13 protein-coding genes and 1 pseudogene are annotated in these 11053 nt (G+C 70.9%); 5 read left to right on the top strand and 9 right to left on the bottom strand.

The genetic code is table 11. The annotated features are described in order from the left end of the window. Positions 1-152: 152 nt before the first annotated feature. A complete protein-coding gene (locus B0E53_RS27195; protein WP_107078631.1) occupies positions 153-809 on the bottom strand; it encodes a DedA family protein in 657 nt (218 codons plus the stop codon). Positions 810-832: 23 nt separating this feature from the next. Further along, a complete protein-coding gene (locus B0E53_RS27190; RefSeq protein ID WP_107078630.1) occupies positions 833-1189 on the bottom strand; it encodes a VOC family protein in 357 nt (118 codons plus the stop codon). A gap of 156 nt (positions 1190-1345) precedes the next feature. On the opposite strand from B0E53_RS27190, the gene B0E53_RS27185 reads away from it, so the two are divergent. The 3 genes from B0E53_RS27185 to B0E53_RS27175 all read left to right on the top strand — a co-directional run bounded on the left by B0E53_RS27185 (position 1346) and on the right by B0E53_RS27175 (position 4950). Continuing rightward, a complete protein-coding gene (locus B0E53_RS27185; RefSeq protein ID WP_107078629.1) occupies positions 1346-4204 on the top strand; it encodes an aconitate hydratase in 2859 nt (952 codons plus the stop codon). Between the two features lie 120 nt (positions 4205-4324). Beyond that, entirely contained in the window at positions 4325-4579 is a 255-nt protein-coding gene (locus tag B0E53_RS27180) for a type II toxin-antitoxin system prevent-host-death family antitoxin (RefSeq protein WP_107078628.1), read from the top strand. Then, a complete protein-coding gene (locus B0E53_RS27175) occupies positions 4576-4950 on the top strand; it encodes a type II toxin-antitoxin system VapC family toxin (RefSeq protein ID WP_107078627.1) in 375 nt (124 codons plus the stop codon). The genes B0E53_RS27180 and B0E53_RS27175 overlap by 4 nt, the downstream gene beginning before the upstream one ends. A 1-nt stretch (position 4951) precedes the next feature. Here the strand turns inward: B0E53_RS27175 and B0E53_RS27170 are convergent, their stop codons facing one another. Next, the gene (locus B0E53_RS27170) at positions 4952-5272 is read right to left on the bottom strand and encodes a hypothetical protein (protein ID WP_107078626.1); all 321 of its coding nucleotides are present in this window, start codon (positions 5270-5272) and stop codon (positions 4952-4954) included. Continuing rightward, complete coding sequence (locus tag B0E53_RS27165) at positions 5269-5700, bottom strand: hypothetical protein (RefSeq protein WP_246835615.1); 432 nt, start codon at positions 5698-5700, stop codon at positions 5269-5271. Before B0E53_RS27165 ends, B0E53_RS27170 begins: the two co-directional genes overlap by 4 nt. Before the next feature lie 115 nt (positions 5701-5815). On the opposite strand from B0E53_RS27165, the gene B0E53_RS27160 reads away from it, so the two are divergent. Next, the gene (locus tag B0E53_RS27160) at positions 5816-6583 is read left to right on the top strand and encodes a DUF5753 domain-containing protein (protein WP_107078625.1); all 768 of its coding nucleotides are present in this window, start codon (positions 5816-5818) and stop codon (positions 6581-6583) included. Beyond that, complete coding sequence (locus B0E53_RS27155; protein ID WP_107078624.1) at positions 6574-6762, top strand: DUF397 domain-containing protein; 189 nt, start codon at positions 6574-6576, stop codon at positions 6760-6762. Before B0E53_RS27160 ends, B0E53_RS27155 begins: the two co-directional genes overlap by 10 nt. Positions 6763-6851: 89 nt before the next feature. Here the strand turns inward: B0E53_RS27155 and helR are convergent, their stop codons facing one another. The 5 genes and pseudogenes from helR to B0E53_RS27130 all read right to left on the bottom strand — a co-directional run. Then, positions 6852-9005 (bottom strand): RNA polymerase recycling motor ATPase HelR, encoded by a 2154-nt coding sequence (gene helR / locus B0E53_RS27150; RefSeq protein WP_107078623.1) that lies wholly within the window; start codon positions 9003-9005, stop codon positions 6852-6854. Between the two features lie 258 nt (positions 9006-9263). Continuing rightward, positions 9264-9872, bottom strand: a complete 609-nt coding sequence (locus tag B0E53_RS27145; protein ID WP_107078622.1) for an ATP/GTP-binding protein — start codon at positions 9870-9872, stop codon at positions 9264-9266. Further along, the gene (locus tag B0E53_RS27140; protein WP_107078621.1) at positions 9853-10242 is read right to left on the bottom strand and encodes a DUF742 domain-containing protein; all 390 of its coding nucleotides are present in this window, start codon (positions 10240-10242) and stop codon (positions 9853-9855) included. The genes B0E53_RS27145 and B0E53_RS27140 overlap by 20 nt, the downstream gene beginning before the upstream one ends. Then, the gene (locus B0E53_RS27135; protein WP_107078620.1) at positions 10239-10664 is read right to left on the bottom strand and encodes a roadblock/LC7 domain-containing protein; all 426 of its coding nucleotides are present in this window, start codon (positions 10662-10664) and stop codon (positions 10239-10241) included. The genes B0E53_RS27140 and B0E53_RS27135 overlap by 4 nt, the downstream gene beginning before the upstream one ends. 64 nt (positions 10665-10728) lie before the next feature. Further along, a pseudogene (locus B0E53_RS27130) lies at positions 10729-11053 on the bottom strand (histidine kinase); the annotation flags it as partial.

Genomic DNA, 11053 nt, shown 5'->3' with positions numbered 1-11053 from the left:
CAACACCGCCTCCTACCGCATCACCGTCGACAACCTCGCCGACTGGATCGCCACCCGCGGCTACAGCGCCTCCTGACGATCCGACAGCGCGAACCAACAGCAACAACGAGAGGGCCCGACCCCACCGGGGGTCGGGCCCTCTCGGCGTCCGGTCAGCGGTCGCCGGCGTGCACGCGCTCGTCGGCCTCGTCGGGCACCTCGGCAGACTCCAGGTGCCGGGCGCGGCGGCGCAGCCACCAGGTGCTGGCCAGGCCGGCGAGCACCGCGAGGGCCAGCCCGGCCCAGGAGATGTCCTTGAGCCAGTGCTCGGCCGCCCGGCCCACCGAGAAGAGCAGGTAGGTGGTGCCGAACGCCCAGACCAGGCCGCCGGCCGCGTTGGCCAGCAGGAACCGGCGGTACGGCACGTGCAGCGCCCCGGCCAGCGGGCCGGCAAGGATGCGGAGCAGGGCGACGAACCGCCCGAAGAAGACTGCCCAGACACCGTGCCGGGCGAAGCTCTGTTCGGCGCGGGCGAGCTGTGCCGGGCCGAGGTGCTTGGGGAAGCGCCGGCCCAGCCGGTGGAGCAGTGGTCGCCCGCCGCGGCGGCCCACGGCGTATCCGATGGAGTCGCCGATGATGGCGCCGGCGGCGGCCGCGGTGGCCACCCACTCGGGCTCGACCACCCCGGTGGCGGCGAGCAGGGCGGAGCTGACCAGCACGATCTCGCCGGGGAGCGGGATGCCCATGCTCTCCACGCCGATGACCCCGGCGACGATCAGATAGAGCACGCCCGGGGGCAGCGCGGAGAGCCAGTGCTGCACGTCGACCACCCCCGAACCCTACCCGCGGGGGCTCAGTCGACGGGGGCGAGGAACTCCAGTCGGTTGCCGTGCGGGTCGTACGTGTGGAACCGGCGCATGCCGGGAATCTCGTCGTCGCCCCAGGTCACGGGGTACCCGGCGGCGTCGAGCCGGGCGGCCAGCCCGTCCAGGTCGGGGCGGAGCAGGGCCGGGTGCGCCTTGCGGGCGGGCCGGAAGTCGTCCTCGACGCCGAGGTGCAGCTCCGCGCCGTACCCGGTGAACCAGCAACCACCGCGGGCGGCGAGGGCCGGCGGTTTGGGCTTCTCGACCAGGCCGAGCAGGCCGGCGTAGAACGCCCGCGAGGTTTCCTCGGAGCCGCGCGGGCAGGCGAGCAGGACGTGATGGATCATGATGCCACCTCCTCGTCCCGAACCCTGGCATGAGGTTGCGCGAATAGCAAGACGGACGTACGGTTTTGTTGAGACCGACGCGGGTAAGTGTTGCCTAACCACGGCGGCGCCCCGGCCGGTGCGACAAACTGCTCAGGACTACTCACGGTCGCTGGTGTGAAGGAGTACGACGTGGCGAGCCTCGACACCTTCGGTGCGAAGACCCAGCTACGCGTCGGAGACGCGAGCTACGAGATTTTCAGGATCGACAAGGTGGAGGGCCACGACCGGCTGCCCTACAGCTTGAAGATCCTGCTGGAGAACCTGCTGCGGACCGAGGACGGCGCGAACATCACGGCCGACCACATCCAGCAGCTCGGCGCGTGGGACCCCACCGCCGACCCGAGCGTGGAGATCCAGTTCACCCCGGCCCGGGTGCTGATGCAGGACTTCACCGGCGTGCCCTGCGTCGTGGACCTGGCCACCATGCGCGAGGCCGTCCGTGACCTCGGCGGCGACGCCACCAAGGTGAACCCGCTCGCCCCGGCCGAGCTGGTCATCGACCACTCGGTCATCGCCGACCTGTTCGGCCGCGAGGACGCCTTCGAGCGCAACGTCGAGCTGGAGTACGAGCGCAACAAGGAGCGCTACCAGTTCCTGCGCTGGGGCCAGACCGCGTTCAACGAGTTCAAGGTCGTCCCGCCGGGCACCGGCATCGTGCACCAGGTCAACATCGAGTACCTGGCCCGCACCGTCATGGAGCGCAACGGCCAGGCGTACCCGGACACCGTGGTCGGCACCGACTCGCACACCACGATGGTCAACGGCCTGGGCGTGCTCGGCTGGGGCGTCGGCGGCATCGAGGCCGAGGCCGCGATGCTCGGCCAGCCGGTCAGCATGCTGATCCCGCGGGTCGTCGGCTTCAAGCTCTCCGGCGAGATGCCGGCCGGCACCACCGCCACCGACCTGGTGCTCACCATCACCGAGATGCTCCGCAAGCACGGCGTGGTCGGCAAGTTCGTCGAGTTCTACGGCCCGGGCGTGAGCGCGGTGCCGCTGGCCAACCGGGCCACCATCGGCAACATGTCCCCGGAGTACGGCTCCACCGTCGCGATCTTCCCGATCGACGCCGAGACCGTCCGCTACCTGGAGCTGACCGGCCGCGACGCGCAGCAGGTCGCGCTGGTCGAGGCGTACGCCAAGGAGCAGGGCCTCTGGCACGACCCGGCGCGCGAGCCCGAGTACTCGGAGCGGCTGGAGCTGGACCTCAGCACCATCGAGCCGTCCCTGGCCGGCCCGAAGCGCCCGCAGGACCGGGTGCCGCTGGGCTCCGCCAAGACGCTGTTCCGCTCGGCGCTCACCGACTACGTCGCCGCCGGCGACCTGGGCGGCGCGGACAAGCAGATCAAGCCGGGCGTGGCCCGCGAAGAACTGCCCCGCGGCGCGAACGGCCCGGCCGACGAGGCCAGCGCCGAGTCCTTCCCGGCCAGCGACCCGCCGGCCAACGAGTTCAGCGACCCGGCCGACGAGCCGCGCGACCTGGAGACCGCCGCGGCGGGCGCCGGTGGCCGCGCCACCAACCCGGTCCGGGTGACCGGCGCCGACGGCGTCGAGTACGAGCTGGACCACGGTGCCGTGGTGATCGCCGCGATCACCTCCTGCACCAACACCTCGAACCCGCAGGTCATGATCGGTGCCGCGCTGCTGGCCCGGAACGCCGTGGACAAGGGCCTGGCCCGCAAGCCGTGGGTGAAGACCACCCTGGCCCCGGGCTCCAAGGTCGTCATGGACTACTACGACCGCGCCGGCCTCACGCCCTACCTGGAGAAGCTCGGCTTCAACCTGGTCGGCTACGGCTGCACCACCTGCATCGGCAACTCCGGCCCGCTGCCGGAGGAGGTCTCCGCCGCGGTCAACGAGGGCGACCTGGCTGTCGTCTCGGTGCTCTCCGGCAACCGCAACTTCGAGGGCCGGATCAACCCGGACGTCAAGATGAACTACCTGGCGTCCCCGCCGCTGGTGGTCGCGTACGCGCTCGCCGGCACCATGGACATCGACCTGGCCAACGAGCCGATCGGCGAGGACTCCGAGGGCAACCCGGTGTTCCTGCGGGACATCTGGCCGAACAGCGCCGAGATCCAGGACGTCATCGCCTCGGCGATCGGCGCCACCGGCTTCAGCGCCGCGTACGCGGACGTGTTCGCCGGTGACGAGCGCTGGCAGTCGCTGCCGACCCCGACCGGCGACACCTTCGCCTGGGCCGGCGACTCCACCTACGTCCGGAAGCCCCCGTACTTCGAGGGCATGGCGAAGGACCCGCAGCCGGTGCAGGACATCAGCGCGGCTCGGGTGCTGGCCAAGCTGGGCGACTCGGTGACCACCGACCACATCTCCCCGGCCGGCTCGATCAAGGCGGACTCCCCCGCCGGCAAGTACCTCGCCGAGCACGGCGTGGCGCGGCACGAGTTCAACTCGTACGGCTCCCGCCGAGGTAACCACGAGGTGATGATCCGGGGCACCTTCGCCAACATCCGGCTGCGCAACCAGCTGGTCCCGGGCGTCGAGGGCGGCTTCACGGTCAACCACCTGACCGGCGAGCAGACCTCGATCTACGACGCCTCCATGGCGTACCAGGAGGCGGGCGTCCCGCTGGTCATCCTGGCCGGCAAGGAGTACGGCTCCGGCTCGTCCCGCGACTGGGCCGCCAAGGGCACCATGCTGCTCGGGGTGAAGGCGGTCATCGCCGAGTCGTACGAACGGATCCACCGCTCGAACCTGATCGGCATGGGCGTCCTGCCGCTGCAGTTCCCGGTCGACACCACCGCCGAGTCGCTGGGCCTGACCGGCACGGAGACCTTCTCGATCAGCGGCGTCACCGCGCTCAACGAGGGCGACACCCCGCGCACCGTCAAGGTCACCACCGACACCGGCGTGGAGTTCGACGCCGTGGTCCGCATCGACACCCCCGGTGAGGCGGACTACTACCGGCACGGCGGCATCCTGCAGTACGTGCTGCGTCGCATGATCGCCAGCTGACGTCGTACCCGACGGAGGGCCCCTTCCCGCGCTCGCGGGAAGGGGCCCTCCGGCGTTTCCCGCTCCCTACTCGTCGGGCGCGCCTGAGGTGGGCTAACGTATTAGCTAAGGAGGTGGATCGTGACAGCCGAAGCGGCAGGCCAGTACAACATTCACGACGCCAAGACGAATCTCTCCCGGATCATCGAGCGCGTCGAGCACGGCGAGGAGATTGTGATCAGCCGTGCTGGCACCCCGGTCGCCAAGGTAATTCCGCTCCGTCCCAAGGCTCGCACCGGCCGTGGGTCGCTCCGTGGCCAGCTCATCCTGCGCGAGGGCTGGGACTCCGACGCCGTCAACGACTCGATCGCCGCTGACTTCGGTTTGCCCGGATGAGCCTTCTGCTCGACACCCACGTGGTGCTGTGGTGGATGACCGACGACTCGACCCTCTCGGCCGACCTCAAGGACCTGATCGACACCCAGCCCGATGTGTACATCAGTGCGGTGACGGTATGGGAAGTGGCGATCAAGCAGGCGGTGGGGAAGTTGGCCGGGCCACCCGACCTCGCGGCGCGGCTATGTCAGGCTGGCCTGCGGGAGTTGCCGATCCGCCACGACCACGCTGTTGAAGCCGGGCGGCTCCCGCCGATCCATCGAGATCCATTCGACCGGATGCTGATCGCCCAGGCCCGGCATGAAGGACTTACTCTCGTCACCCGAGACGGCCATATCCAGAAGTACGACGTAGCGATGCTCTCCGCCTGACTCAGTCGGCGGCCCTCGGAGCCAGCGAGCACGACCGCCCCGACTTCCGACGGACCGGTCGACGTCGCCCGGGACCGGCCGGCTCGGGCAACGCGTCGCGACGGACCCCCTCGACCAACACGAACAGCTCTCGCTTTGCGGTGGCGAGGCCCCGGGAATCGAGCTGGTAACCCTCGATCCAGGTCCATCCGTAGGGCGGGTGCCGGTCGGGGATCTCACGGATCACGCGGACGCTGATCGGGACTGCGAACTGCGGGGAGGCGGCGCGGGACAGGAAGACCACGTCGCCGGCGCCGAGCCGCGAACCCGGCCCCCTGCTCATCGCAGCCTCAGCGCGACCGCGCGGGCCTCCTCGTCGGTCAGCGGCAGGAACCAGAGGAAGCGCCGGACGATGGCGACCGGGTCCGGGCCCCCGGGCTGGCCGCGAAGGTCACGGATCGCCTGGCGGGTGATCCGGGAGTACTCGGGGATCAGGGTCGCGCGCCGGGCCGCGTCCGTCGGGGTCGCCCGCAGCGCCGGGCAGGGCCAGTCCCGACCGCAGGCGTCGCACGTCCAGGCCGGGCCGCAGGCGGTGTGCGCGACGCGTGGGCCGCCCCGGGATCGCCAGCGCGTTGCGGGCGGGACGTTCGTCACCCGGCCGGGGCCCCGGTACGGAGAAACGAGCGGCCCGATCGGTCCGGGCACGACCGGGCGGGCCGGCGGTGGATCGTTCGCCGGCTCCGGGGCCGGCTTCGGCTTCTCCTCGGGCATCTTGCGCTCCCTCCTCGACTCCGTCTACAAAGCACCTTGCCGAGGGTTGCGGAGCAATCACACCGCGTAGAAGTATTTCCTCCTGACGTTCGGAACGTTCCGAGAGGGCCTGAGGATGAATCGAGCCGTACAGGCAGCGATGGCCGAGAGCGGGCATACAGCGGACAGCCTTGCAGCTCAGGTAGGTGTCGATCCGAAGACTGCGGCGAAGTGGGCCAGCAAAGGACGGATCCCACAGACGCGACATCGGGCACGGGTCGCGCAGCTCCTCGGCCGGAACGTTGAGGAGCTGTGGCCGGACGCGCTGAAACGCCGGGAGCCGGCCTGGTTCCGACCCTGGGCTGACATCGAGCGCGAGGCGCTGTCGCTGCGGTCGTTTCAGCTCGCGTGGGTACCCGGCCTTCTTCAGACGAAGGCATATGCGCTGGCGACGCTGGCCGGCGAGGCGTTGACGCCGGCCGAGGCTGGCAACCTCGCGGAGGCGCGCCTGAGCCGACAATCCATCCTGCGACGGGAGCGCGCGCCGCTGCTCGTCGCGGTCATCGACGAGGGTGTCCTGCGTCGCACCCTCGACGAGGACCGACCCATGATGCGCGAGCAGTGCGACCGGCTCGCCGAGCAGGCCGCGCTACCGAATGTGTCCATTTTCGTCGTGCCCGCCGACGTAGGCATGTATCCGGGCCTGGGCGGGCCGTTCACGATCGCCGATATGCCGGAAGGCGCGCGAGTCGGCCACGTGGACAGCCAGGCCCAGGCACAGATCATCGACCGGGCCGCCGACGTTGCTACGCTGGATCGACGGTGGGAACGCATCCGCGGCGTGGCCCTGTCGCGTGCGCAATCCCTGGAACTCATCAGAGAAGCGGCGGCATCATGGACCTGACCGGCGCGCGGTGGCGCAAGAGCACGAAGAGCGGAAACAACGGCGGTGACTGCGTCGAGGTCGCGGACAACCTCGCGGGCGTCGTCGGCGTACGCGACTCGAAGGACCCGGCCGGGCCGGTGCTCACCTTCGACCCGACCGCCTGGACGCGGTTCGTGGAGCAGACCAAGCGCGGCTGACCAACGCACCGGAACCCCCCGGCAGGTGCCGGGGGGTTCCGCGTCTCTCCGGAGCGGACAGCCGTGCGCCGGTCCACGGAGAGGACTTGTCAGGCGCTCGTCAGGATGACCAGTTGCTGGGTCGCGCGGGTCATCGCGACATAGCGGTCGACCGCTCCCTCGATGCCGGTGCCGAACGCCTCCGGGTCGATGAGGACGACCAGGTCGAATTCGAGTCCCTTGGCCAGCTCCGGGGTCAGCGACCGGACCCGGGACGTCGCCCGGAACGTGGGGTCGCCGATGACGCAGGCCGTCCCCTCGGCGTGCGCGGCGAGCCAGGTGTCGAGGATCGAATCCAGCTCGGAGACGGACCCGTGTACGACGGGGACGTCGCTGCCGCGGATGGAGGTCGGCACGTTGGCGTCCGGGAGCACGGCCCGGATGACCGGCTCGGCTTCCGCCATGACCTCCTTCGGGGTGCGGTAGTTGACGGTCAGGGAGGCCAGGTTGATCCGGTCGAGTCCGATCCGCTCCAGCCGTTCCCGCCACGACTCGGTGAACCCGTGCCGGGCCTGGGCGCGGTCCCCGACGATGGTGAAGCTCCGGGACGAGCAGCGGAGCAACAGCATCTGCCACTCCGCGTCGGTCAGTTCCTGAGCCTCGTCCACCACGATGTGCGCGAACGGGCCGGCGAGCCGGTCCGGATCGGCGCTGGGCAGTGCGGCCTCGTCGACCAGGGCGTCCCGCAGGTCCTGCTGGCGCAGCATGGTCAGCAGACCCTCACCGTCGTCGTAGACGTCGGCGGCGATGAGGTCGTCCACGACCGTGGCCATCCGCGCGCGTTCGGCGGCGACGGTGGCTTCGTGCCGGCGGTTGCGCCGTGACGCCTCCGGGTCGCCGAGCCGCTGCCGTGCCGCGTCCAGGAGCGGCAGGTCGGAGACCGTCCAGGCCCGCGGGTCGCCACGCTGGAGCTTCCGGACCTCGTCGGGGCTGAGCCAGGGAGCGCACCTGCGCAGGTAGGCCGGCACCGACCACAGGTCGCCGACCAGGTCGGTCGCTTCGAGCAGCGGCCAGGCGCGGTGGAGGGTCGTGCGCAGTTCCCGGTTCTGCTCCAGCGACCGGCGGACCAGGTCGTCCGGCTCGTCGCCGTCGTACTTCTCCAGCAGGATCGTGAGCAGTTCCGCCCAGATCTCGTCGCGCGCCTCGTTGTGCGGGGTACCGGGTCCCGGCGCCGCGAACGCCTCGGCCCAGTCGTCGGCGCTCAGCCGGATGTCGGACTCGCCGGTCGTGACGGTCAGCCCCTTGGCCGGCGGCTCCTCGTAGAACCTGACGGCCGCCTCGATCGCCCGCACCAGGTCCGCGGACGACTTCAGGCGCGCCACCTCCGGGTCCGTCTCGATGCTCGCCCCGGCACCCTCGGGAACGAGGTCCCGCAGGGTGCAGGTCTGCACGTCCTCCTCGCCGAGGCTGGGCAGGACATCGGCGACGTAGGCCAGGTAGGGCTGGTGCGGACCGACGAACAGCACGCCGCCCTGGCGGTGACCGAGGCGCGGGTCGGAGTAGAGCAGGTACGCGGTGCGGTGCAGAGCGACGACGGTCTTCCCGGTGCCCGGACCGCCGTCGACGACGAGAGCGCCACGGGAGCCCGCCCGGATGATGGCGTCCTGGTCGGCCTGGATGGTGCCGAGCACGTCCCGCATCCGGTTCGACCGGCTGCTGCCCAGGCTGGCGATGAAGGCGGACTGGTCGTCGAGCGCGGCGTGCCCCTCCAGGCCGTCCGGGGTGAACACCTCGTCCCAGTAGTCGATGACGCGGCCGCGGGTCCAGCGGTAGCGGCGGCGGCTGGCCAGACCCATCGGGTTGGCGTGGGTCGCTCCGAAGAACGGCTCGGCCGCGGGGGACCGCCAGTCGACCAGCAGCCGGCGACCCGCGCTGTCCGTGAGGCCGTGTCGTCCGACGTACACGGGCTCCGGGTTGTCCGCGCTGACCATGCGCCCGAGGCACAGGTCCAGGCCGAAGCGGCGCAGGGCGCGCAGGCGACCGGTCAGCCGGCGGATCTCCATGTCCCGGTCCGACGCCCGGCGGCCCATGCCGCCGGGCGCGCGGCGCTCGGCATCGAGGCGGTCGGACAGGTCGGTGAGCAACTGCTCCAGGCTTTCCGCGATGGCCGCGAAGTGCTGCTCGTCGCCGGCGATCAACGTCGGGTCGGCCTTGGCGGACAGGTGGCCGGGAAGGTCGAACGCGCTGGTGGTCTGAGAATTCAATTCATCAATTCCGATCTGAAGTCGCACGTCGCGACTCCCCCGATGTGCGCGGGCACTGGCCTCGGCCAGCGATTCTGCGTCACGAACCGGGTCTTGCCGCAAGACCCCCCTTGCGGTATACCTTGAAAGTGGAGGGGTTCATGCCCTCCTTCAGGACGTGATCGACGTCAAGCAGGCGCCAGGCAGCTGCCGGAAACAACCGGCGGGAGCTGCCGATCCGCCATCGAATCCGGACAGCTCCCGCCGATCCACCTGAGGTCAGTCGGTGGCGGCGCGGCGGCGCTCCTCGCGCAGCTTCATGGCGTACTCCAGCAGCGTGATCAGCACCTCCTTGACCGACTCCCGCTTCCGCGCGTCGCAGAGCACCACCGGCACCTCCGGGTCCAGGTCGAGCGCTCCGTGCACCTCGTCCAGCCGGTACTGCTTGGCGCCCTCGAAGCAGTTCACCGCCACCACGAAGGGCGTGCCCCGCCCCTCGAAGTAGTCGATCGAGGGGAAGCAGTCGGCCAGTCGCCGGGTGTCGGCCAGCACCACCGCCCCGATCGCGCCCAGCGCCAACTCGTCCCAGACGAACCAGAACCGGTCCTGCCCGGGGGTGCCGAACAGGTAGAGCACCAGGTCGTCGCTGAGGGTGATCCGGCCGAAGTCCATCGCCACGGTGGTGGTGGTCTTCTCCTCCACCCCGGACAGGTCGTCGATGCCGATCCCGGTCTCGGTCAGCACCTCCTCCGTCCGCAGCGGTTTGGTCTCGCTGACCGCGCCGACCAGGGTGGTCTTGCCGACGCCGAAACCGCCGGCGATCAGAATCTTGATCGCGGTGGGCAGCGGCGCCGCTCCCGCCGGCCGCTCAGAGCGCCCGTAGTCCATTGATAACCGCCTCGAAAACACTGTCGTCGGGAAGGCCGGCGGGGGTAGCGCGCGGCTCACGGACCTGCACCAGGCTGCGGGCCGCCAGATCACCCAGGAGGACCCGGACGGTGCCCACCGGCAGGTCGAGATGGGCGGCGATCTCGGCCACGGACTGGATCCGCTGGCAGAGGCCGACGATCGCCACGTGCTCCGGGCCGAGCCCGGACTCCGACCCCACCTCCGCCCGGGTCGCCGTGACCAGGGAGATCAGGTCGAACGTGCCGGTCACCGGGCGGGCCCGGCCGCCGGTCACCGCGTAGGGGCGCACCACCGGACCGGCGTGGTCGTCCACCCACTCGTGCTCCGCGGACTCCCCCTGGCCGGTCATCGCGTCGGATTCTCGCCGAGGGGCTGTTCCCGGGTCGGTGAGGCGACGAACCGGCCGACCCGGGTGACCAGCATGGCCATCTCGTACGCGATCAGGCCGACGTCGGCGTCCTCGGACGCCAGCACGGCCAGGCAGGCGTTGCGGCCGGCCGCGGTGACGAACAGGAACGACGACTGCATCTCAATGATGGTCTGCTGCACCTGACCACCGCCGAACCGCTTGCCCGCGCCACGCGCCAGGCTCTGGATGCCCGCCGCCATCGCCGCCAGGTGCTCGCCGTCGTCCCGGCTCAACCCGCGCGACGAGGCCATCAGCAGTCCGTCGGTGGAGAGCGCCACGGCGTGTTCCGCCTGCTTGACCCGGCCGACCAGGTCGTCCAGCAACCACGTCAGGTCCGCGCTCGAAGCCGTCTTCTGCGCCACTCGTCGTCCTCTTCTCCCCCGGCTGGTGTGCCGTGCTCGTCCGGGATCGCCGGATCGGCGATCCCTAGGTCGCCTGACCGTCGCCGGTGTCCGGCGTGCCGGCCTCATGCGCCCCGCCGAGCAGCCGGGCCGCGTCGGTCCGGCCGCGTCGGGTGCCGCTCTGGTAGGAGCTCATCATGCGGCGCACCTGCTCGGGCGGGCGCACCGCGTCGTCGTCTCCGTCATCGTCCGGAGTGGACGGGTCGTGCCGCAACTCCGGTGCCAGGTTGGCCTGGCGGACCCGGACCGGGAGGCCGCCGTCGGCCCGGGCCGGCGCCGCGTCGTCGGCCGGCCGCCGGTCGGTCGGCGGGGCGTCCACCGTCAGCCCCACCGCGGCGTCCGCCGGCGTG

Source organism: Micromonospora sp. MH33 (assembly GCF_003013775.1).
GTDB classification, from domain to species: Bacteria; Actinomycetota; Actinomycetes; order Mycobacteriales; family Micromonosporaceae; genus Micromonospora; species Micromonospora fulviviridis.
The sequence above is the reverse complement of the archived record's forward strand: the minus strand, read 5'-3'. Positions and strand labels throughout refer to the sequence as shown.

Bases quoted from the DNA above. Each gene is read 5' to 3' on its own strand.
- B0E53_RS27190 (WP_107078630.1), bottom strand. From the start codon at position 1,189: ATGATCCATCACGTCCTGCTCGCCTGCCCGCGCGGCTCCGAGGAAACC.
- B0E53_RS27175 (WP_107078627.1), top strand. From the start codon at position 4,576: ATGAGCCTTCTGCTCGACACCCACGTGGTGCTGTGGTGGATGACCGAC.
- B0E53_RS27170 (WP_107078626.1), bottom strand. From the start codon at position 5,272: ATGAGCAGGGGGCCGGGTTCGCGGCTCGGCGCCGGCGACGTGGTCTTC.
- B0E53_RS27165 (WP_246835615.1), bottom strand. From the start codon at position 5,700: ATGCCCGAGGAGAAGCCGAAGCCGGCCCCGGAGCCGGCGAACGATCCA.
- B0E53_RS27160 (WP_107078625.1), top strand. From the start codon at position 5,816: ATGAATCGAGCCGTACAGGCAGCGATGGCCGAGAGCGGGCATACAGCG.
- B0E53_RS27155 (WP_107078624.1), top strand. From the start codon at position 6,574: ATGGACCTGACCGGCGCGCGGTGGCGCAAGAGCACGAAGAGCGGAAAC.
- B0E53_RS27145 (WP_107078622.1), bottom strand. From the start codon at position 9,872: ATGGACTACGGGCGCTCTGAGCGGCCGGCGGGAGCGGCGCCGCTGCCC.
- B0E53_RS27140 (WP_107078621.1), bottom strand. From the start codon at position 10,242: ATGACCGGCCAGGGGGAGTCCGCGGAGCACGAGTGGGTGGACGACCAC.